The organism is Achromobacter sp. NCFB-sbj8-Ac1-l, from assembly GCF_052695805.1.
The window spans coordinates 3,948,302-3,968,131 of sequence record NZ_CP199812.1; the positions used below are offsets into that span (position 1 = coordinate 3,948,302).

General features: G+C 66.7%; 20 protein-coding genes. 3 read left to right on the top strand and 17 right to left on the bottom strand.

What is annotated here, in order from left to right; all coding sequences use genetic code 11:
• Nucleotides 1-24 precede the first annotated feature (24 nt).
• Together ACUDP5_RS17995 and ACUDP5_RS18000 are read left to right on the top strand one after the other, a co-directional pair.
• Entirely contained in the window at nucleotides 25-1,275 is a 1,251-nt protein-coding gene (locus ACUDP5_RS17995) for a benzoate/H(+) symporter BenE family transporter (protein ID WP_445656782.1), read from the top strand.
• A complete protein-coding gene (locus ACUDP5_RS18000) occupies nucleotides 1,275-2,096 on the top strand; it encodes a YggS family pyridoxal phosphate-dependent enzyme (RefSeq protein ID WP_445656783.1) in 822 nt (273 codons plus the stop codon). The genes ACUDP5_RS17995 and ACUDP5_RS18000 overlap by 1 nt, the downstream gene beginning before the upstream one ends.
• On the opposite strand, the gene ACUDP5_RS18005 is transcribed toward ACUDP5_RS18000, so the two are convergent.
• The 8 genes from ACUDP5_RS18005 to ACUDP5_RS18040 are packed head-to-tail and all read right to left on the bottom strand — an operon-like array spanning nucleotide 2,060 to nucleotide 10,515.
• Nucleotides 2,060-2,734, bottom strand: a complete 675-nt coding sequence (locus tag ACUDP5_RS18005; protein WP_445656784.1) for a TetR/AcrR family transcriptional regulator — start codon at nucleotides 2,732-2,734, stop codon at nucleotides 2,060-2,062. The two genes, ACUDP5_RS18000 and ACUDP5_RS18005, sit on opposite strands and share 37 nt — an antisense overlap.
• A complete protein-coding gene (locus tag ACUDP5_RS18010) occupies nucleotides 2,731-3,885 on the bottom strand; it encodes a thiolase family protein (RefSeq protein ID WP_445656785.1) in 1,155 nt (384 codons plus the stop codon). Before ACUDP5_RS18010 ends, ACUDP5_RS18005 begins: the two co-directional genes overlap by 4 nt.
• Nucleotides 3,882-5,735 carry an AMP-dependent synthetase/ligase gene (locus ACUDP5_RS18015; protein ID WP_445656786.1) on the bottom strand — a complete coding sequence of 618 codons (1,854 nt, stop codon included), beginning with the start codon at nucleotides 5,733-5,735 and terminating at the stop codon, nucleotides 3,882-3,884. The genes ACUDP5_RS18010 and ACUDP5_RS18015 overlap by 4 nt, the downstream gene beginning before the upstream one ends.
• Nucleotides 5,732-6,568 carry an ABC transporter ATP-binding protein gene (locus ACUDP5_RS18020; RefSeq protein WP_445656787.1) on the bottom strand — a complete coding sequence of 279 codons (837 nt, stop codon included), beginning with the start codon at nucleotides 6,566-6,568 and terminating at the stop codon, nucleotides 5,732-5,734. Before ACUDP5_RS18020 ends, ACUDP5_RS18015 begins: the two co-directional genes overlap by 4 nt.
• Nucleotides 6,569-6,578: 10 nt before the next feature.
• Complete coding sequence (locus tag ACUDP5_RS18025; protein ID WP_263910841.1) at nucleotides 6,579-7,760, bottom strand: ABC transporter substrate-binding protein; 1,182 nt, start codon at nucleotides 7,758-7,760, stop codon at nucleotides 6,579-6,581.
• A 38-nt stretch (nucleotides 7,761-7,798) separates the two neighbouring features.
• On the bottom strand, nucleotides 7,799-8,836 hold the full coding sequence (locus tag ACUDP5_RS18030; RefSeq protein ID WP_445656788.1) for a branched-chain amino acid ABC transporter permease: 1,038 nt from the start codon (nucleotides 8,834-8,836) through the stop codon (nucleotides 7,799-7,801).
• A 3-nt stretch (nucleotides 8,837-8,839) separates the two neighbouring features.
• Nucleotides 8,840-9,718: a branched-chain amino acid ABC transporter permease gene (locus tag ACUDP5_RS18035; protein ID WP_263910844.1), complete on the bottom strand. Its 879-nt coding sequence runs from the start codon at nucleotides 9,716-9,718 to the stop codon at nucleotides 8,840-8,842.
• Nucleotides 9,718-10,515: an ABC transporter ATP-binding protein gene (locus ACUDP5_RS18040; RefSeq protein WP_445659188.1), complete on the bottom strand. Its 798-nt coding sequence runs from the start codon at nucleotides 10,513-10,515 to the stop codon at nucleotides 9,718-9,720. The genes ACUDP5_RS18035 and ACUDP5_RS18040 overlap by 1 nt, the downstream gene beginning before the upstream one ends.
• 258 nt (nucleotides 10,516-10,773) lie before the next feature.
• Between ACUDP5_RS18040 and ACUDP5_RS18045 the strand changes: the two genes are divergently transcribed.
• Nucleotides 10,774-11,577 (top strand): enoyl-CoA hydratase/isomerase family protein, encoded by an 804-nt coding sequence (locus ACUDP5_RS18045; RefSeq protein WP_445656789.1) that lies wholly within the window; start codon nucleotides 10,774-10,776, stop codon nucleotides 11,575-11,577.
• Nucleotides 11,578-11,599: 22 nt separating this feature from the next.
• Here the strand turns inward: ACUDP5_RS18045 and ACUDP5_RS18050 are convergent, their stop codons facing one another.
• The 9 genes from ACUDP5_RS18050 to ACUDP5_RS18090 form a co-directional block, all read right to left on the bottom strand.
• Nucleotides 11,600-13,723 carry a TonB-dependent siderophore receptor gene (locus ACUDP5_RS18050; RefSeq protein ID WP_263910848.1) on the bottom strand — a complete coding sequence of 708 codons (2,124 nt, stop codon included), beginning with the start codon at nucleotides 13,721-13,723 and terminating at the stop codon, nucleotides 11,600-11,602.
• Between the two features lie 138 nt (nucleotides 13,724-13,861).
• Complete coding sequence (locus ACUDP5_RS18055; RefSeq protein WP_263910849.1) at nucleotides 13,862-14,752, bottom strand: methylglyoxal synthase; 891 nt, start codon at nucleotides 14,750-14,752, stop codon at nucleotides 13,862-13,864.
• Nucleotides 14,753-14,856: 104 nt separating this feature from the next.
• Nucleotides 14,857-15,051 (bottom strand): Fe-S cluster assembly protein IscX, encoded by a 195-nt coding sequence (gene iscX / locus ACUDP5_RS18060; protein ID WP_183004986.1) that lies wholly within the window; start codon nucleotides 15,049-15,051, stop codon nucleotides 14,857-14,859.
• Complete coding sequence (gene fdx, locus ACUDP5_RS18065; protein ID WP_006395860.1) at nucleotides 15,051-15,392, bottom strand: ISC system 2Fe-2S type ferredoxin; 342 nt, start codon at nucleotides 15,390-15,392, stop codon at nucleotides 15,051-15,053. Before fdx ends, iscX begins: the two co-directional genes overlap by 1 nt.
• A gap of 9 nt (nucleotides 15,393-15,401) precedes the next feature.
• Nucleotides 15,402-17,264, bottom strand: a complete 1,863-nt coding sequence (hscA, locus tag ACUDP5_RS18070; RefSeq protein WP_263910851.1) for a Fe-S protein assembly chaperone HscA — start codon at nucleotides 17,262-17,264, stop codon at nucleotides 15,402-15,404.
• A 72-nt stretch (nucleotides 17,265-17,336) separates the two neighbouring features.
• Nucleotides 17,337-17,843 (bottom strand): Fe-S protein assembly co-chaperone HscB, encoded by a 507-nt coding sequence (hscB, locus tag ACUDP5_RS18075; protein WP_263910852.1) that lies wholly within the window; start codon nucleotides 17,841-17,843, stop codon nucleotides 17,337-17,339.
• 3 nt (nucleotides 17,844-17,846) lie between these two features.
• Nucleotides 17,847-18,170, bottom strand: coding sequence for an iron-sulfur cluster assembly protein IscA (gene iscA, locus ACUDP5_RS18080; protein ID WP_006395864.1), 324 nt, complete (start codon nucleotides 18,168-18,170; stop codon nucleotides 17,847-17,849).
• A 1-nt stretch (nucleotide 18,171) separates the two neighbouring features.
• The gene (gene iscU, locus ACUDP5_RS18085; RefSeq protein WP_263910854.1) at nucleotides 18,172-18,576 is read right to left on the bottom strand and encodes a Fe-S cluster assembly scaffold IscU; all 405 of its coding nucleotides are present in this window, start codon (nucleotides 18,574-18,576) and stop codon (nucleotides 18,172-18,174) included.
• 34 nt (nucleotides 18,577-18,610) lie between these two features.
• Nucleotides 18,611-19,822: an IscS subfamily cysteine desulfurase gene (locus ACUDP5_RS18090; protein ID WP_263910856.1), complete on the bottom strand. Its 1,212-nt coding sequence runs from the start codon at nucleotides 19,820-19,822 to the stop codon at nucleotides 18,611-18,613.
• Between the last annotated feature and the right edge of the window lie 8 nt (nucleotides 19,823-19,830).

Below are 19,830 nucleotides of genomic sequence, written 5' to 3' on the forward strand. Positions count from 1 at the left end.
CCGGCCCTAGCGCCCCCTCACGCCATGTCCTCCCCTTCCCTCCGCCCCGCCCCGCCGCTGCGCGACCTGATCCATCCCGTCATTGCCGGCCTCATCTCGGTCATCGTCAACTACGGCGGCACCTTCATCCTGGTGTTCCAGGCTGCCAAGGCGGCCGGCCTGGACCCGGCGCACACCGCCTCGTGGGTCTGGTCCATATCCATCGGCGTGGGGGTCACGGGCATCCTGCTCAGCTGGGCCAGCCGCGAACCCATCATCACCGCCTGGTCCACGCCCGCCGCCGCCTTCCTGGTCACCGCCCTGGCCACCACGCCGTACGCCGAGGCCGTGGGTGCCTACCTGCTCTCGGCCGTCGCCTTCGTCGTGCTGGGCCTGTCGGGCTGCTTCGACAGACTCATCCGCCTGATTCCCCCCGGCGTCGCCGCGGGCCTCCTGGCCGGCATCCTGCTGCCGTTCGGCATCGGCGCCTTTGGCGGCATCAGCCTGGACCCCTTGCTGACAGGCTGGCTGATCCTGGCCTACGTCGTGCTCAAGCGCTTCACGGCCCGCTACGCCGTGGTCGGCATCCTGGTGTCGGGCCTGGCGCTGCTGCTGTTGCAGAACCGGGTCGATCTCTCCGCCCTGACGCTCACGCTGGCCGCCCCCGTGTACACGGCACCCGCGTTCTCGCTCAATGCCGCACTCAGCGTAGCCCTGCCGCTGTTCCTGATCACGCTGACCGGCCAGTACATGCCCGGCATGCTGGTGCTGCGCAACGACGGCTTCAAGACCAGCGCCAACCCCATCGTCACGGTCACGGGGCTCGGGTCGCTGCTGATGGCGCCCTTTGGCTCGCACGCCTTCAACCTGGCCGCGATCACCGCGGCCATCTGCACCGGCCGCGAATCCCACGAAGACCCATCCCGCCGCTGGATCGCCGGCATCGCGGCAGGTATCTTCTACATCGCCGTCGGCGTGTTCGGGGTGACCCTGGCGGCCGTCTTCATGGCACTGCCCGCCACCTTCATCACCACGCTGGCCGGCCTGGCGTTGCTGGGCACCATCGGCGCCAGCCTGGCAGGCGCCCTGGCCGATGCGAAAACCCGCGAAGCCGCGTTGATCACCTTCCTGGCAGCCGCCGCCAACATCAAGCTGTTCGGCATCGGCGGCGCCTTCTGGGGCCTGGTGATCGGCCTGGCGGCCCACGCGCTGCTCCATGGCCGTCTGCCTGGACGCCCCCGCTATGCCGGCGCAGCGCTCGGCGCCCCCGCGACCGCCAAGGGCAGGGTGAAGTAATGCAACCCGACCGGCTCCCCCGCGACGACACCCGGACCCGCCACGACCAGCATGGCCGCTACCCCCAGGCCCTGACCGTCGAAGACTTCCAGCGCAACCTTGCCGCCGTGCACGCGCGCATCCAGGCCGCCTGCGCGCGCGCCGGCCGCCACCCGCGCGAAGTCCGGCTATTGCCCGTCAGCAAGACCAAGGACGAGTCCCGCATCCGGCTGGCCTATGCCGCAGGCTGCCGGCTGCTGGGTGAAAACAAGGTGCAGGAAGCGCTGCGCAAATGGGAAGGCACGACCGACCTGACCGACCTGCGCTGGTCCGTCATCGGCCACCTGCAGACCAACAAGGCCAAGCTGGTCGCCCGTTACGCCAGCGAATTCCAGGCCCTGGACAGCCTGCGCGTCGCCGAGGCACTGGACCGCCGCCTGCAGGCCGAAGGCCGCTCGCTGGACGTCTTCGTGCAGGTCAACACGTCCGGCGAATCCAGCAAGTACGGCCTGCCGCCCGAAGCGGCCGCTGCCTTCGTCCGCGCCATGCCGACGTACACCGCGCTGCGCGTGCGCGGCCTGATGACGCTGGCGCTGTTCTCCAGCGAAGCGGTGCGGGTGCGCCAGTGCTTCGTGCTGCTGCGCGGCCTGCGCGAGCAATTGCGCCAGGATGCGCCCGCCGGCATCGCGCTGGACGAGCTGTCCATGGGCATGTCCGGCGACTTCGAAATCGCCATCGAAGAAGGTGCCACCGTCGTACGCGTGGGCCAGGCCATCTTCGGCGCCCGCGCCTTGCCGGACAGCCACTATTGGCCTGCCGGCGAATCGCCGAACCGCCCCTGACCCAGGGGCCAGCGGCCAGCGCCCGGCGGCAAGCCTGGCAGGCTGGCCAACAGCATTTCGTCGATGAATGCGGCCGGCGCCAGCCGGCCGTCCGGCTTGTACCACTGCACCGTCAGGTTCATCGCGCCCAGCACGCAACGCTTGATCACCCGGGCGTCGCCCCGCAGCAGGCCGGCCGCGACCGCCGCCGCCACCACCTGCTGCCACATCGCCTCGTAGCGGTCGCTCAGCACCTTGACACTGGCCTGGCTGGGCGCCGACAGGCTGCGCCATTCGTACACCAGCGCATTCATCGCGTCGCCGCCGGCGCCGTGCAGCATGCTCCACATGTGCACCCGGAACAGCGCCGCCAGGCGGTCGGCCGGCGCCTGGAAGTGATCCAGCGCCTGGCGGCCGCCATCGAGCACTTCCTGGATGCCGTGATTCATCACCGCCACCAGGATTTCCTCCTTGCTGCGGAAATGGTGGAACAGACTGCCCGATTGCAGGCCCACCGCCCGCGCCAGTTCGCGCACCGTGGTGCGTTCGTAGCCATGCTGGCGAAACAGGCGTCCAGCGGTCAGGATCACCGCATCGCGGCGCAGCGACTCCGCCCCGTCCTCGTGGCTGGCCGGTATCTCCCTGGCTGGCCGGTTCATAAGCGTTCGATTACCGTCGCCGTCGCCATGCCATGGCCGATGCACATGACCTGCAGGCCGAACTGACCGTCCGTGGCACGCAGGCCCGCCAACATCTTGGCCATCAGCCCCGCCCCCGTCGCGCCCAGCGGATGGCCGTGGGCGATGGCGCCGCCCCACGGGTTCACGCGCGCCGGGTCCGCGCCCAAGGTGCGCTGCCAGGCCAGCACCACGCTGGCAAAGGCCTCGTTGATCTCGATCCAGTCCATGTCCTGCAAACGCAGGCCCGCTCGGGCCAGCGCCTGTTCGGTGGCGGGAATCACGCCGGTCAGTTGCAGCACCGGGTCCGACCCCACCGCCACGCGGGCGCGAAAGCGAGCCTGGGGTCGCAACCCGTCGGCCAACGCGGCCTGCCGGTCCGCCAGCAGCACCGCCGCCGCGCCATCTGCCAGCTGGCTGGCCTGGGCCGCGGTCACGTTGCCCTGGCCCGGCGGGCGCAAGGCCGGCGCCAGCGCCGCCATCTTGGCCGGGTCCGCCCGTTCGCGGATGCCCTCGTCGCGCAGCGGCAGCCCCGCCGGCCCCGCCAGCAGTTCGCTGTGCCGGCCTGCCGAGGCCGCCGCCCAGGCGCGGGCGTGGCTCTGCACCGACCAAGCATCCATCTCGGCGCGCGTCAGTCCCCATTGTTCGGCGATGCGTTCCGCGCTTTCGATCTGATGCACCAGCGGATAGCGCCGCAACAAGCCCGGGTTCAGCGAATCGAACCCGCGAAACTCGCCCTGTCCCAGGGTCACGTCCAGGAACATCGGCACGCGGCTCATGCTTTCCACCCCGCCTGCAACGACATAACGCATGTCGCCCGCGGCAATGGCCTGCGCCCCCATGTGCACCGCCTGCTGGCTGGATCCGCACATGCGGTTCAGCGACAGGCCCGGCACCGTCTCGGGCAAGCCCGCCAGCAGCGCCGCCAGGCGGCCGATATTGGCGCCTTGCTCGCCCGCCTGGCTGACGCATCCGGCCAGCACGTCCTCGACCCGCCCGGGCGGCAGGCCGGCCCGCGCCAGCAAACCCTGGATGGCATCGGCCAGCAAGTCATCAGGCCGCCTGTCGGCCCAGCGGCCGCCGCGCCGCCCGAAGGGCGTGCGCACGGCCTCCACAATCACTGCTTCGTTCATGCCGCTGCCTCCTCGGCGTACAGCCGTTCGATCTCGTCCGCATAGCTGCGGTAGATACTGGCGCGCCGCACCTTCATGGTCGCGGTCACCTCGCCGTCATCGTGGTCCAGTTCCTTGGTCAAGAGATGAAAGCGCTTGATCTGCGCCACGGGCGCCAGCCCGGCATTGGCGCGCGCCACCTCGCCCGCCACCAGTTCGCGCACCTCCGCGCATTCGGCCAGCGAGCGAAAATGCGTAAAGGCGATACGCCGCGATTCCGCCCATTTGCCCACCGTGTCGAATTCCAGCTGGATCAACGCTGCGACAAAGCGGCGGCCGTCGGCGACGATCACGCACTCCTTCACATAGGGGCTGCTCTTGACCGCATTCTCGATTTCCGATGGCGTCAGGTTCTTGCCGCCCGCCGTGATCATGATGTCTTTCAGGCGATCGACGATGCGCAGGCGTCCGTCCTGCACCGCGGCCACGTCGCCCGTGTGCAGCCAGCCGTCCCGCACGGTATCGGCGGTGGCCGCGTCGTTCTTGTAGTAGCCGGCAAACACCATCTCGCCGCGCACTTGCAACTCGTCTGCCTCCCCCAGCCGCCATTCGACGCCCAGAATGGCCTCGCCCACCGTCCCCACTTTGACGCGGTCCGGATGCTGGCCGAAGATCATGCCCGCCGATTCGGTCAGGCCGTACACCTCCACCAACGGCACGCCGATCGTGCGGAAGTAGCGCACCACGTCGGGCGCGATGGGGGCCGCGCCCGTCATCGCCACCCTGACCCGCCGCAAGCCGATGAAATTCTGCAAGGCCCGCAGCACCAGGCCGTACCACAGCGCATAGGTCAACCTTTCGCCCAAGCCGCGTTGCCGCGCCGATTTTTCCAGGAACGGCGAGCAGGCCGCCAGCGCCCGCCGGTACAGCCATTGCTGCAAGCGGCCGGCTTCCTGCATCTTGATCGAGATCGACGCGTGCAGCTTTTCCCAGATGCGCGGCACGCCCAGGAACACGGTGGGCGCCACCTCGCGCAAGTCCTCCTGCACCGTGCGGATCGACTCACCGAAATTCACCTGCGCCCCCAGATAGATCGGCACGAAGGTCGACAGCATCTGTTCGGCCACGTGGCACAGCGGCAGGTACGACAGGTGCACGCTGGCGGCATCCATCGACAGGCGGTCGGCGATGCCAGGCGCCACGCCCCGCATGTTGCGGTAGCTCAGCATCGCGCCCTTGGGCTTGCCAGTGGAACCCGACGTGTAGATCATCAGCCCCAGGTCATCCAGCTGCTGCGTGTCCAGCCATGCATTCAGCGCCTCCAGCCCGTCGGCCTCGCGCCGCTGGCCTTCCGCTTCCAGTTCGGCGAAGGCAACGATGCGCGCGCGTTCGGCGGGCGGATACGAGCGCAGCCCCTTGGTTTCCATCACCACGATGCGGCGCAAGAGCGGCAGCCGGTGCGCCACCTGCAACACCTTGTCGGTCTGCTCCTGGTCTTCGCACACCACCAGTTCGACATCGGCATGTTCCAGCACGTAGCCCATTTCCTCGGCCGGGCTGGTCGCGTACACCCCCACCGCCACGCCGCCCACCGCGCCCGCGCCCAGCTGCACCAGCAGCCATTCCAGGCGGTTGTCGGACACGATGGCCACCCGGCCGCCGCGAGACAGGCCTTCGGCCTGCAGGCCCAGTCCCACGCGGCAGGCGCGCTGCCAGTACTGCGCCCACGGCACCGGCTGCCAGATCCCGAAATCCTTCTGCCGCACGGCAATGCCGGCGGGCTGGCGGCGCGCCTGTTCGCGCAGCATCTGCGGCAGGGTCAACGCCGGCCAGAGCCCGTCCGCCGGCCGCGAAGGTACGGGCGCCATCATGACAGCCAGCGCTTGCGGCGCTTGTAGTGCTTGATATCGCGAAAGCCGCGGGCCTCGCCCGAGCCGCCCACGCCCAGATAGAACTCGCGCACGTCCGGGTCGGCCGCCAGCTTGTCGGCCGTGCCGTCGATCACCACCTTGCCTGTTTCCATGATGTAGCCATAATGGGCCACCGCCAGCGCCACCGACGCGTTCTGCTCGACCAGCAGCATCGACACCCCCTGTTCGCGATTGATGCGGGCAATGATCGAAAAAATGGTCTCCACCAGCATCGGCGACAAGCCCAGCGACGGCTCGTCCAGCAGCATCAGCTTGGGCTGGGCGATCAGCGCGCGGCCGATCGCCAGCATCTGCTGCTCGCCGCCCGACAGATAGCCCGCCAGGCCGCGACGCCGCTCGTGCAAGCGCGGAAAATAGCCATACACCAGATCGAAATCCACCTTGACGCCGGGCCGGCCGGTCAGCGCGTAGGTCGCGGCCACCAGGTTCTCTTCCACCGTCAGGTCCTCGAACACGCGGCGCCCTTCCATCACATGCGCCAGCCCCGCGCGTACCAGGTTCTGCGGCCGCGTGCCCGCCGTGTCGCCGCCGTCGAACGCGATGCGGCCGCGCACCAGTTCGCCGTCCTCCAGGTCCAACAGGCGCGACACGGCCTTCAGCGTGGTCGACTTGCCCGCGCCGTTGCTGCCCAGGAGCGCCACGATGGCGCCGGTCGGCACCGACAGCGACAGGCCGCGCAGCACCTGCACCGCCTTGTTGTAGACGACCTCGATGTTGTTGATGTCCAGCACCGCCGCGGGCGGCGCTGGCGTCTGTGCGACGATGCCAGGCATCACGGCCGCCTCACTGCAGCACGATCCAGTCCGACGCCGGCACCATCTGCTTCTGCTTGGTGTCCGCGCGGTAGATCCGCCCCACGGGAATGGAATTGCCCTTGATCGAGATCGGCACGCCGATCAGGCCGCCGGTGTCGAAATCCTTGATGCCCTCCAGCGCCGCCTTCATGTTGGCGCTGGTCAGTTCCTTGCCCGCGTCCAGCGTGCGCTTGGCCACTTCGGTGAACAGCATCGCGGCCAGGAAGCCCTGCATGTAGCCCGTGCTCTGGTATTGCGGCCGCATCTCGCGGATCTTCTTGAGCATCGGTGCGTCCGCCGCGTTGTCATAGTAGTAACGGTAAGGCATCACGCCCATGAAGCCTTCGGCGTCTTCGCCCATCTGCATGACGGTGGAGTTGTCCATCGTCCAGAACGTGCCCATGTAGCGCGTCTTCAGGCCCATACGCTTGCCCTGCCCGACGAATTCCGGAATCGGCGCCAGCACGTAGCCGTGGAAAATGGTGAAGTCCGGGTCCGCGCGGCGCAGCTTGATCACCTCGGTCGACACGTCCACGCTGCCGGGCGGCGTCATGATCTCGGTGGCCACCGTCAGCCCCAGCTTCTGCGCCACGGCGCGCGAACTCGCAATCGGGTCGCGGCCGAACTCGGTGTCCGAATACACGAACGCCACCTTGGCCCCGGGCTTTTCCTTGGCGATATAACGCAGCAGAATGCCGAACATCTCGGTGTAGTCCGGCCCCAGCATGAACTGCGCCGGATACTTGGCCGGGTCGTTCAGTTCGGTGGCGAACGAGGCGCCCGTCATCAGGATGCTGCCCGTGCGGTTCAGCTCGGCGTTGATGGTCTTGGAAAACCCGGTCGAATCGCCGTAGTAGAAATTCACCTTGTTCTGGCTGGTGATCTTCTTGAAGGCCGCCACCGACGCATCCACCTTGTAGGCCGTGTCCTCCGGCACGTAACGCACCTTGCGCCCCTTCACCCCGCCTTGTTCGTTGATGATCTTCACGTAGTCGGTGATGCCGGCATGGATGCCCTGCCCGGCAAACGCAAACACCCCGCTCAGCGGGATCGAACCGCCCAGCACCAGGTCTTCTTCGGCGTGGGCCGCGGGCGCGGCCGCCAGGGCCAGCGCCACGCCCAAGGGCGCCAGCCACTTCGATAAACCGCTGCCTATCCGGATGCGCTTCATGATCTTGTCTCCTGGTTCTCTGGGTGCGCGGCCGCCGTCTACGTGCGGAATGGCCACAGGTGGAAGTAACGGCGCACGCGGCGCCAGATTTCCGCGAGCCCGTGCGGCTCGAAGATCAGAAAGCCCACGATCAGCAGGCCGAACACAATCGTGCGCACTGGCGAAATCAGGCTCAGGGCGTCGCCCCCGACCGGCAGCCAGCCCACGATCAGCTTGAGCAATTCAGGCACCATCGTCATGAACACCGCGCCCAGGATGGACCCCAGGATCGAGCCCATGCCGCCCACGATGATGGCGGCCAGAAAGAAGATCGACATGATCAGCGGAAAGCTCTCCGGCGTGACCACGCGAAAGAAATACGCCCACAGCCCGCCCGCCACGCCGGCATAGAACGACGACAGGGCGAACGACAGCAGCTTGTAGCGCAGCAGGTGGATGCCCAGTACTTCGGCCGAGATATCGCGGTCGCGGATCGCGATGAACGCGCGGCCGATGCGCGTGCGAAACAGATTGGCCGCGCCCAGCACCATCAGCACGGTCAGCGGCACGATCAGCCAATAGATCCTGAACGACGTGTCCAGATCCATGCCCAGGATGCGGGCGGGCGGCACCTGCAACCCACCGGTGCCGCCGGTGAACTGCCAATTGGCGAAGACGAAATGCGCGATGAACGAGGCCGCGATGGTCGATATGGCCAGGTACAGGCCCTTGACCCGCAGCGACGGAATGCCGACCAGCAGCCCGCCCAGCATCGCCACCACGCCCCCGCCCAGCAGGTTGACCAGCACCGGCGTGCCCAGGCGCAGTTCCATCACCGCCACCGTGTAGGCGCCCAGTCCCATGAAGGCCGCCTGCCCCAGGCTCACCAGGCCCGTGTAGCCCGTCAGGATGTTCAGGCCCGTCGCGCTGGCCACATTGATGGCCACCAGGCAGGCCAGGTACAGCCAATAGGCGTCCGCCACGAACGGGAACAACACCAGGGACGCCGCCAGCAGCGCCAGCCACAGCCGCTGCGTGCGGGTATCGAAAAGGGCCTGGTCAGCCAGGTAGGTCTCTTTCGCGGTCGCGATGCGCATCGGCTACAGCCTCTCGATCTCGCGGGTGCCGAACAGCCCGTAAGGCCGCAGCATCAGCACCACCACCAGCACCACGAAGGTCGCCAGCAATTTGTATTCGCCGCCCAGATAGGCGCCGGCCCAGGCCTCCAGCAAACCGATGAAAATCCCGCCCACCAGCGCGCCCGCCACGCTGTCCAGGCCCCCCACGATCACCACCACCAGCACCGACAGGCCAAACACCCCCATCGACGACGAAATGCCGCCGATCGCGCCAACGATCACCCCCGAAACCGCGGCAATCGCGCCCGCCGCCGCCCACGACAGCGAAAACACCCGCGGCACATTGATACCCATCGCGTAGGCCGCGCCCTGGTCCGATGCCGTGGCGCGCAGGGCTACCCCGCCGCGCCAATAGCGAAACACGGCCAGCACCAGCAACACCAGCGCCACCGCCACCCAGAAGCCGTAGAACACCTTGGGCGCCACGAAGGCCTCGCCCACCATCACCGGTGCGCGCGGCATGAATTCCGGCAGCCGGCGCTGGTCCGCCGTCCAGATCAGTTCCACCACGCCCACCAGGATCGACGCCAGCCCGACCGTGATCATGAACACCGAAATCGGCGATTCGCCCAGCATCGGCCGGATCGTCAAACGCTCGACCAAGGCGCCCAGCGCCGCCGACACGGCCACCGCCCCGGCGATCGCCAGCCAGACCGGCCACGCCATGCCGGCAGCGAAGGCGTAGAACACATAGGCGCCCAGCATCAGGAATTCACCGATGGCGATGTTGACCACCCGCGTGGCCTTGTAGACGATCACGAACGCCAGCGCCGCCAGTGCGTACAACCCGCCGCTGCCCAGGCCTGCCAGCGACACTTCCAGGAAGAACAGCCCGTCCATCAGGCCGCCTCGCGCAAACGGCGCCGCAGGTCGCCCACGTCACCGGCGCCCAGATAGGCTTTGATGACCTCGGGGTTGGCCTGCACTGCGGCCGGTGCCCCGTCGGCAATCACCTGGCCGAAGTTCAGCACCACCACGTGGTCCGACAGGTCCATCACCATGCCCATGTCGTGCTCCACCATCAGCACCGTCACGCCCCATTCGGCGCGTGCATCCAGGATGAAGCGCGCCATGTCGTCGGTTTCCTCGCGATTCATGCCAGCCACCGGCTCGTCCAGCATCAGCACCTTCGGGTTCATCGCCAGCGCGCGCGCCAGTTCCACGCGCTTTTGCAGCCCGTACGACAGCGCGGCCACCGGCGCGTGGCGAATGTGGTCGATCTCCAGGAAATCGATGATGCGTTCTTCGATGTCGGCGCGCAGCGCCATTTCCTCGCGGCGGGCGCGGCCCAGGTACAGCAGCGCGTCCAGCACCGTGCTGCGCAGGTGCGCGTGGCGCCCCAGCTTGATGTTGTCCAGCACCGTCATGCCGCGAAACAGCGCGATGTTCTGGAAGCTGCGTGCCAGCCCCATCTTCGCCCGCTCGGGCGCGGCGACGCGCGTGATGTCGCGGCCCAGGAAACGGATCGTGCCCGCGGCCGGCCGGTAGAACCCGGAAATGGTGTTGAACAGCGAAGTCTTGCCCGCGCCATTGGGGCCGATGACCGTGGTGATGGATCCCGGCGCCACGCGAAAGCCCACGCCGCTGAGCGCCTTGACCCCGCCGAACGCCAACGTGACCCCATCCACCTCCAGCAAGGGAGGGCTCTCGGATTGATCCACCTTTGTCTCCTCGCTGTGTCGCGAAGCTGTTTTTCTAATGGCGGTGAATCAGCGTAGCCCCGAGGCAGGCGATGCAGCGAACCTGTCTTTACCTACGCTGGTACAGCGCCGGAAAATCGTTCTATGCGTTACGCTTGCCGTGCGGATCGTCAACCAAGCAAGCGCTCGGTTCCGACCATAGCATCGCGGTTTTTGGATCGAAAGTTGGTATTTACCCGATAACGGAGACAGGCCATGACCCCTTCCCTTCCAATCTTTCCAACGCTGCTTCTGGAGACCGGCGACGGCATCGCCACCCTCAACCTGAACCAGCCCGCGGCGCTCAACGCCATCAGCGTGGCCATGGCGCAAGACCTGTCCCGCGCCGCCCAATGGCTCGACACGCAGGGCGACATCCGGGTGGTGCTGTTGCGCGGCGCCGGCAAGGCCTTCTGCGCCGGCGGCGACATCGCGATGTTCGAAGGCGGCGCCGATGCCGTGCGCGGCAAGCTGCTCGACCTGTTCACGCCGCTCAACGATTTCCTGTCCCGCATCGCCCGCATGGACAAGATCTGGCTCGCCCAGGTGCACGGCGTGGCCGCGGGCGCCGGCCTGTCGCTCGTGTTGGCCTGCGACCTGGCCATCGCCGATGCCGACGCGCGCTTCATGACCGCCTATCTCAAGCTGGGCGCCACGCCCGACGCCGGCATGACGCATGGCCTCATGCGCGTCGTCGGCCCCAAGCGTGCGCTCGACCTGCTGCTGCGCCACGATGCCTTCACCGCTGCCGACGCGCTGGCCTGGGGCATCATCACCCGCAGCGCCTGCGCCGGCCAGCTAGAGCCGCAGGCGCGGGCCTACGCCCAGGCCATCGCCAGCCATGCGCCGCACGGCATCGCCGGCGCCAAGCGCTTGCTGCGCAGCGCCGCGCAAGCCTCGCTGGAAACACAATTGGCCGAAGAAACCGCCACCTTCCTGGCATCGGCCCGACGCGACGATTTCGCGGAAGGCGTCAGCGCCTTCCGCGAAAAACGCGCACCGCGCTTCACGGGCCGCTAGGCGGCCCATCCGGCGACCGGCGTCAGAACTTGTAGCTGACGCTGGCGATCACGCTGCGCCGTGCGCCGTACCAGCAATCGCCGCGCGACAGGCACGTAGCCAGGTAGGTCTTGTCCAGCAGGTTGTTGACGTTCAAGGCATAGCGCCACTGGCTGGTTTCGTACGAGACCATGCTGTCCACCAGCCACACCGGTGGCAGCTTCGGCCCGTTGCCGTCCCGGAACGAGGCCATCCAGCGTGCGCCGGCGCCCACGGTGAAGCGCCCATCCAGGTTGTCCAGCCCGAAGCGGTAGCGGCCCCACGCCGCAGCCTGATGGCGCGGTATGCCTTCCAGCTTCGGGTCCAGGTCGATGTAGTTGTAGTGGGCAATCACGTCGAACGACGACGTCACCTGGCCGCGCCATTCCAGTTCCACGCCACGGGTGCGCGTCTTGCCGGTCTGGATGTTGTTCAGCGCCGATGTCGGATCCGGCACCAGGCGGTTCTTCTCCCGCAGGTCATACACCGACGCGGTGGCCAGGTGGCCGCCATCGGCCGACTGGTACTTCACGCCCGCTTCCCACTGCTTGCCTCGCAGCGGCTTGTACAGCTCGGGCACGGCGCCCTCGGGCGTGCTGCGCGTGGTGCTGGCGACCGGCGTGAACGATTCGCTGTAGCTGACATACGGCGACCAGCCATTGCTGGCCGCGTACATCAGCCCGAAACGCTTGGTGGTGGCCTGGACCTTGTCCGCATCCCCCCCGTCGAGCTGGCTGCGCGCGCGATCATGGCGCAGGCCCGCCGTCACGATCCAGTGCTGGCCGAACTTCATCTGGTCCTGCAGGTAAAGGCCCGTCTGGCTCTGCGTGAACCGCGGTTCGCCCGTCAGTTCCGGGATGTAGCCATTGCCGTAGACCGGCGCATAGGCGTCAATCGAATCCTTGCCGCTGCCGCTTTCGCGGTCGCGGCGATAGCGTGCCCAGTCCAGCCCCAGCAGCAGCTTGTGCGTGACGGCGCCGGTACGCACCTCACCGGTCAGGTGCTGGTCCAGCGTATCCATGCGCACTTTGGTGATCGTGTCATCGGCATAGCGGCCGATGATGCGCTGGTTGATCGGATCATCCGCCCAGCCGCCCGGCTCCGTGAACGAATCCGCGTAGTGCGTGAAGTACGTCACCTTGTTGTTGGCATGCCGAAAGCCCTGGCTGAACGACCATTTGTCGTTGAACTTGTGCTCGAACAACCAGCCGATGCTGCGGCGCTCCGAATCGTAACGGTCGTGATCGGGTTCGCCAATGAAGCGATAGGTCGGGATGGTGCCATTCGGATTCGGCGTGCGCATGCCGGACCACGGCATGAACTGGGCCGTCGACCCGGACTTGTCCTTCTGGTACAAGGCCTGCAACGTGAAGGTCGTGGCGGCGCTGGGCTTCCACGTCAGCGAGGGCGCCACCAGCGCGCGGTCGTCCGGCACGTGGTGCACTTGCGTATCGGCATCGCGCCCCAGCGCCACCAGTCGATACAGCCATTGGCCGTCTTCGGTAATGGGGCCCGTCAGGTCCATCTGCACCTGCTTGCGCCCGTGGTTGCCGAACTGCACCCCCACCTCGCGCTGCGTTTCTGCCAGCGGGCGCTTGCTCACCATGTTGATGATGCCGCCCGTGCTGCCCTGGCCGTACGTCATGGCCGCCGGACCGCGCAACACCTCGATGCGCTCCAGCAAATACGGGTCCGGGCGCGTCGTGCTGGTGTAGTAATCAAACGCCTGGCGCAGGCCGTCCAGGTAGACATCGGCGTCCGTGCCCCGCACGCGCACGCTGTCGGAGCGCGAGTCCAGGCCATAGGCATCGGACCGCACGCCGGCCGCATAGCCCAGCGCCTCCTGCAGGCTCGTCGCCCCCTGGTCCACGATCTGGTCGCGCGGCACCACCGTGATCGATTGCGCCGTTTCGTTCAGCAGCGTATCCGTCTTGGTCGCCGTGGCGGACCGCGTGGCGGCATAACCCAGCACCGGGCTGGTCGCCGTCTCTTCACCGCTGCCCTCCACGGTCACGGTCGGCAGCGTCGTGGTGGGCCCCACGGCAGCTTGCTGCGCGAACAGTACGGTGGGCAGCAAGCCCAATGCCGCGGCCACTCCGACGCGGCGGCGCATGACAGGACAAAACATCAACATGGCTCCCTTTTGTATGGATTTTGAAAGCCAAATGTTAATGGTTCTTCTTTAGATAATGGTTCCTTTTACGATTCGAATAGCCAAGAAACCACAAACTACAAGGGCGGCCCTCGCGCCGCCCCCTCTGCTGTGTTATGCGCGCGCGGCCCGCAATTGCACCGCCTGGGCCCAGCGCCGCGCCACCGACGGCGATGTCGCGCACGTGGCCGACTCGGTCACCACCCGCACGGCGCGCTCCAGCAGCTGGATATCCGCCTCGTGCTGGCGCGCCACATGGGGATCCTCGAAGAAGATCACCCGCTGGCACTGGTGCTCCAGCACCAGTTCGGCGATCTGCGCATCGCCGCCCAGCGGACCGCTCAGGTAGCGGTGCACCCAGGGCGTGTCCTTGGGCCACCCCCGCGACCAGGCCAGCTCATTCAGGCGCCCTCCTGTCGTGCCGGTCGCCACCCGCCGCGCAAACTGCGACAGCACGTCAAAGTGTTCGCTGGCAAACGCCACCATCTCGTCCTTGAGTGCATCGTGGGCGATCAGCGCCAGCGTCTGGCCCGTGTAGTTGAATAGCCGCGACGCCGACATGTCCGGCGCCAGCCCGGCATGAACGCGCTCGACTTCCATCCATTCGATCGCGCCGGCCAGCGTCGAAATGAACGGCCGGCCATGCGTGATGCACTGACGCTTGAGCGCCAGCGCCTCGGGGAAAATCGACGACGGGTCCACCGGATCGATCAGATAGATCGCGCCGTCGAACGGCGCCTGCCCGTCACGGCCCTCGGTCACGCGCGCCACCAGCTTCATCAAGCCGCCCTCGCGGCCATAGGGATAGCGGATCAGGCCGCTATAGCCCTGCAGCATGCCTTCGCGCACGATCGCATCGTGCGTGCGACCCACGGTGTGCAGCTGCACGCCCAGCTCGCGGATGGTGGACGAACACGCCCGCAGCCAGGTAAACAAGGCGGCGTCGGGGGTTTCATGGTGCAGTCGGTTGGCGGCCAGGCCAAAGCGCAGGGGGGCAGCGGGCATCGGTAGACTCGGGAGGTAGGAACGACAAAGAGAGTCTTGATGATACCGCGCAGCCAGCGCGCCAAAGCAAAAACGCTCCCCAAGGGGAGCGTTTGCGGCGCGGTTCAGTCGGCTTCGTCGATCCAGGCCATCTGGATGGCTTCCAGGATCTTCTCGCCGCTGCGGTCGGGGTCATCGCTGAACCCGGGCAAGGCCAGCACCCATTCGCGCAGCTGGGTGAAACGCAGCGTCTTGGGGTCGACGTCCGGATGGGCGTCCACCAGCGCTTCAGCAATCTGGTAGGTATCGGTCCACTTCATCAATGGCCCTCTTTCGCGTGGTTGATGGTGTACTTGGGAATCTCGACCGTCAGGTCGGCATCGGTCACCAAGGCCTGGCACGACAGTCGCGACGTGGGCGTCAGGCCCCAGGCCTTGTCCAGCAGATCCTCTTCGTCGTCGGTCGCGTCTTCCAGCGACGCGTAGCCCTGCTTGACCACCACGTGACAGGTCGTGCACGCGCACGACAGCTCGCAGGCATGTTCGATGTCGATGTGGTTGTCCAGCAGAACGCGGCAGATCGACACGCCCTTGGGCGCGTCTTCGATCACGGCGCCCTCGGGGCAGTAATCGGGATGAGGCAGTACGGTCAGTTTCGGCATAGCTTCTTATCAGGCAATTTCGTCAAGTTTGCGGCCAGCCAGGGCGGCGCGGATGCTGCGGTCCATGCGGCGGGCGGCAAAGTCGTCGGTCGCTGCGGACAGCGCCTCGGTCGCGGCTTTCACGGTGTCCACATCCTGGGCATCCTGCGCCACGATCGCCGCCTGCAGGCATTCGTCCACCCGCTTGCGTTCATCGGCATCGAGCAGATCGCCATCGGCCGCCAGGGCGGCCTGCACCGACTCCACCAACTGGCGCGCATCCACCTGCTGCTCGCGCAGCATGCGGGCGCGGGCATCGGTATCGGCCTGTGCCACGCTGTCGGCCAGCATCTGTGCGATCTCGTCGTCGCTCAAGCCATACGACGGCTTGACCGACACCGCGGCCTCGACGCCCTTGCTCTGCTCGCGCGCCGTCACGCTCAGCAACCCGTCGGCATCCACCTGGAAGGTCACGCGGATACGCGCGGCGCCGGCCACCATCGGCGGAATGCCGCGCAGCTCGAAACGCGCCAGCGAACGGCAATCGGACACCAGGTCGCGCTCGCCTTGCAGCACGTGGATGCTCATGGCCGTCTGGCCATCCTTGAACGTCGTGAACTCCTGCGCGCGCGCCACCGGAATCGTGCTGTTGCGGGGAATCACGCGCTCGACCAGCCCCCCCATCGTTTCCAGGCCCAGCGACAGCGGAATCACATCCAGCAGCAGCCAGTCTTCGCCCGGCGCACGGTTGCCGGCCAGCAGGTTGGCCTGCAAGGCCGCACCCAACGCCACCACCTGGTCGGGGTCCAGATCGGTCAGCGGCGCGGTGCCGAACATCTCGCCCACCGCCGCACGCACCACGGGCATGCGCGTCGCGCCGCCCACCATCACCACGCCGCGCACGTCCGCCGGCTTGAGCTCGGCATCACGCAAGGCGCGTCGCGCGCATTCCAGAGTGCGCTGGATCAGGGGCTGCGCCAGCGTTTCGAATTCGGCGCGCGTCAGCAGGCGTTCAATCGCCTGACCGTTGGCCAGCGTCAATTGCAGGCGTGCCTCCTGTGCGTCGGACAGCGCCTCGCGCACCGCACGCGCCGCCATCAGCAGGCCGCGCCGGTCGGCGTGCGTCAGCTCGCCCACGCCAGCGGCCGCCACCACATGGTCGACGATCAGGGAATCAAAGTCGTCACCACCCAGCGCCGTATCGCCGCCGGTGGAAATCACTTCGAACACGCCCTGGGTCAAACGCAGGATCGAAATATCGAACGTGCCGCCCCCCAGGTCATACACCGCATACACGCCTTCGGCGGCGTTATCCAGGCCGTACGCAATGGCTGCGGCGGTCGGTTCATTCAACAGGCGCAGCACGTTCAGGCCGGCCAGGCGCGCCGCATCGCGGGTGGCCTGGCGCTGGGCGTCGTCGAAATACGCCGGCACCGTGATCACGGCGCCCACCAGATCATCGCCCAGCACGTCTTCGGCACGCTGGCGCAACACCGCCAGGATCTGCGCCGACACCTCGACCGGGCTCAGGTCACCCTGCGCCGTGCGGATGCGCACCATGCCAGGCGCGTCCACGAATTCGTAGGGCGCGCGCGTGGCACGGGCCTCTTCCAGCGAACGCCCCATGAAGCGCTTGACCGACACCACCGTATTCAGCGGGTCTTCGGCCTGCTGCGCCAGAGGTTCGCGACCCGTGGTGACGCGGCCGCCCGGGTAGTAGCGCACGGCCGACGGCAGCAGCACGTGGCCCTCTGCGTCGGGCAGCACTTCAGCCACGCTGCTGCGCACCGCGGCAACCAGGGAATTGGTAGTGCCCAAATCGATGCCTACCGCCAGCTTGCGCTGGTGCGGCGCGGGCGATTCACCGGGCTCGGAAATCTGCAATAAGGCCATGATTCTATTTTTCTGCTCAGTAGGCGGCCAAGCCCGGGCACCGGGCGGCCAGGCCTGTCCAGATCGCTCAGGCTAGGGGTGAGCGTGTGCCAGCTCTTGCGCCAGCTTTTCCACGAACATCCATTCCCGCACCTTGAGGCCCGCGGCCGCGTAATCGTGCTGCTCGTCCAGCAGCCGCGTCAGCGTCGCCCGCATTTGCACGCGCGCTTCCTGCAGCTCGGCCTGCAGCGTCGCCAGGGCGCCGGCGTCTTCGCGCGCGTCGTCCAGCATTTCGCGCCAGGTCATCTGCTGCATCAGGAAAGCCGTGTCCATGGACGTGTTGCTCTCGGTCTGCAAATCGATGCCCGCCTGTTCGCACAGGTAGCGCGCCCGCAACAGCGGATCGCGCAACTGCCGATAGGCTTCGTTGGCGCGCGCCGCCCATTGCATGGCCACGCGGCGTTCCGCGGGGCTGGCCGTGGCAAAGCGATCAGGGTGCACCTGCGCGGCAACGGTCCGCCAGGCGGTTTCCAGCGCCTGCGCGTCCAGGTCAAAGCGTGCCGGCAAGCCGAACAGGCTGAAGTGGTCGTCTCCAGCCAAGACTTACACCGTGAACGACTCGCCGCAGCCGCAGGTCGCCTTCTCGTTGGGGTTGCGGAACTTGAAGCCTTCGTTCAGGCCTTCGCGGGCGTAGTCCAGCTCGGTGCCGTCCAGGTAGGCCAGGCTCTTGGGATCGACGAACACCTTCACGCCGAAGCTCTCGAAGACCTGGTCTTCGGGGGCCACGTCGTCCACGTACTCCAGCTTGTAGGCCATGCCGGAGCAGCCCGTCGTCCTAACGCCGAGCCGCAAGCCAATACCCTTTCCGCGCTTTTGCAAGTAGCGGCCGATGTGGGTGGCAGCCTGTTGGGTCAGGGTAACGGACATGTCAGTTCGCCACAGCTTCGGCCGCAACCGAATGCTTTTCCTTGTAGTTCTGCACGGCGGCCTTGATCGCGTCTTCGGCCAGGATCGAGCAGTGCACCTTCACGGGCGGCAGGGCCAGTTCTTCGGCGATCTGCGTGTTGCGGATGTTCATCGCTTCGTCCAGCGTCTTGCCCTTGACCCATTCGGTCACGAGCGAGCTCGAGGCAATGGCCGAACCACAGCCATAGGTCTTGAAGCGCGCATCTTCGATGACGCCGGATTCGTTGACCTTGATCTGCAGCTTCATGACGTCGCCACAGGCGGGCGCGCCGACCATGCCGGTGCCCACCGAGTCGTCCGACTTGTCGAACGAACCGACGTTGCGCGGGTTTTCGTAGTGATCCAGGACTTTGGTGCTGTAAGACATATCAGTTCTCCACGTATTTCGTTGGCGCGGGCGCTCAGTGCGCGGCCCACTGCACGGTATTCAGGTCGATGCCTTCCTTGGCCATTTCCCACAGCGGCGACATGTCGCGCAGCTTGCCGACCCGGCTCTTGAGCAATTCGATGGCGTAGTCCACTTCCTTTTCGGTCGTGAAGCGGCCCAGGGTGAAACGGATCGAGCTGTGTGCCAGTTCGTCGTTGCGGCCCAGGGCGCGCAACACATACGACGGTTCCAGGCTGGCAGAGGTGCAGGCCGAACCGCTGGACACGGCCAGTTCCTTGATCGCCATGATCAGGGACTCGCCTTCGACATAGTTGAAGCTGACGTTCAGGTTGTGCGGCACGCGCTGATCCATGTCGCCGTTCAGGTAGACCTCTTCGATCTGCGACAGGCCGGCCCACAGGCGATCACGCAGCATGCGGATGCGCTCGTTCTCGGTACCCATTTCTTCGCGCGCCAGGCGGAAGGCTTCGCCCATGCCGACGATCTGGTGCGTAGCCAGCGTGCCCGAACGGAAACCCCGCTCGTGGCCACCGCCGTGCATCTGCGCTTCGATGCGCACACGCGGCTTGCGGCGCACGTACAGGGCGCCGATGCCCTTGGGGCCGTAGGTCTTGTGGGCCGAGAACGACATCAGGTCGACCTTCAGCTTCTGCAGGTCGATCTCGACCTTGCCGGTCGCCTGCGCGGCGTCCACATGAAAGATGATGCCCTTCTCGCGGCAGATCTCGCCCAGGGTTTCGATATCCTGGATGACGCCGATTTCGTTGTTCACCATCATCACCGACACCAGCACGGTGTCGGGACGCAGCGCCGCCTTGAAGACGTCCAGGTCGATCAGGCCATTGTCCTTGACGTCCAGGTAGGTCACTTCAAAGCCCTGGCGCTCGAGTTCGCGACAGGTGTCCAGCACAGCCTTGTGCTCGGTCTTGACGGTGATGATGTGCTTGCCGCGTTCGGAATAGAAGTTGGCGGCACCCTTGATGGCCAGGTTGTCCGATTCCGTGGCGCCGGAGGTCCAGACGATTTCACGCGGGTCGGCATTCACCAGCTTGGCGACTTCTTCGCGGGCGCGTTCGACCGCGTCCTCGGATTCCCAGCCAAAGGCATGGCTGCGCGAAGCGGGGTTGCCAAAGTTCTCGTACAGCCAGGGCACCATCTTGTCGACGACGCGCGGGTCGACGGGGGTCGTGGCCGAATAGTCCAGATAGATCGGGCGGGTGGTCATTTCTACAA

Bases quoted from the DNA above. Each gene is read 5' to 3' on its own strand.
- ACUDP5_RS18045 (WP_445656789.1), top strand. From the start codon at position 10,774: ATGACCCCTTCCCTTCCAATCTTTCCAACGCTGCTTCTGGAGACCGGC.
- fdx (WP_006395860.1), bottom strand. From the start codon at position 15,392: ATGCCGAAACTGACCGTACTGCCTCATCCCGATTACTGCCCCGAGGGC.
- ACUDP5_RS18005 (WP_445656784.1), bottom strand. From the start codon at position 2,734: ATGAACCGGCCAGCCAGGGAGATACCGGCCAGCCACGAGGACGGGGCG.
- ACUDP5_RS18050 (WP_263910848.1), bottom strand. From the start codon at position 13,723: ATGTTTTGTCCTGTCATGCGCCGCCGCGTCGGAGTGGCCGCGGCATTG.
- ACUDP5_RS18010 (WP_445656785.1), bottom strand. From the start codon at position 3,885: ATGAACGAAGCAGTGATTGTGGAGGCCGTGCGCACGCCCTTCGGGCGG.
- iscA (WP_006395864.1), bottom strand. From the start codon at position 18,170: ATGTCCGTTACCCTGACCCAACAGGCTGCCACCCACATCGGCCGCTAC.
- ACUDP5_RS17995 (WP_445656782.1), top strand. From the start codon at position 25: ATGTCCTCCCCTTCCCTCCGCCCCGCCCCGCCGCTGCGCGACCTGATC.
- ACUDP5_RS18035 (WP_263910844.1), bottom strand. From the start codon at position 9,718: ATGGACGGGCTGTTCTTCCTGGAAGTGTCGCTGGCAGGCCTGGGCAGC.
- ACUDP5_RS18020 (WP_445656787.1), bottom strand. From the start codon at position 6,568: ATGCCTGGCATCGTCGCACAGACGCCAGCGCCGCCCGCGGCGGTGCTG.
- ACUDP5_RS18090 (WP_263910856.1), bottom strand. From the start codon at position 19,822: ATGACCACCCGCCCGATCTATCTGGACTATTCGGCCACGACCCCCGTC.
- ACUDP5_RS18025 (WP_263910841.1), bottom strand. From the start codon at position 7,760: ATGAAGCGCATCCGGATAGGCAGCGGTTTATCGAAGTGGCTGGCGCCC.
- ACUDP5_RS18015 (WP_445656786.1), bottom strand. From the start codon at position 5,735: ATGATGGCGCCCGTACCTTCGCGGCCGGCGGACGGGCTCTGGCCGGCG.
- ACUDP5_RS18030 (WP_445656788.1), bottom strand. From the start codon at position 8,836: ATGCGCATCGCGACCGCGAAAGAGACCTACCTGGCTGACCAGGCCCTT.
- hscA (WP_263910851.1), bottom strand. From the start codon at position 17,264: ATGGCCTTATTGCAGATTTCCGAGCCCGGTGAATCGCCCGCGCCGCAC.
- ACUDP5_RS18000 (WP_445656783.1), top strand. From the start codon at position 1,275: ATGCAACCCGACCGGCTCCCCCGCGACGACACCCGGACCCGCCACGAC.
- iscX (WP_183004986.1), bottom strand. From the start codon at position 15,051: ATGAAGTGGACCGATACCTACCAGATTGCTGAAGCGCTGGTGGACGCC.
- iscU (WP_263910854.1), bottom strand. From the start codon at position 18,576: ATGTCTTACAGCACCAAAGTCCTGGATCACTACGAAAACCCGCGCAAC.
- ACUDP5_RS18055 (WP_263910849.1), bottom strand. From the start codon at position 14,752: ATGCCCGCTGCCCCCCTGCGCTTTGGCCTGGCCGCCAACCGACTGCAC.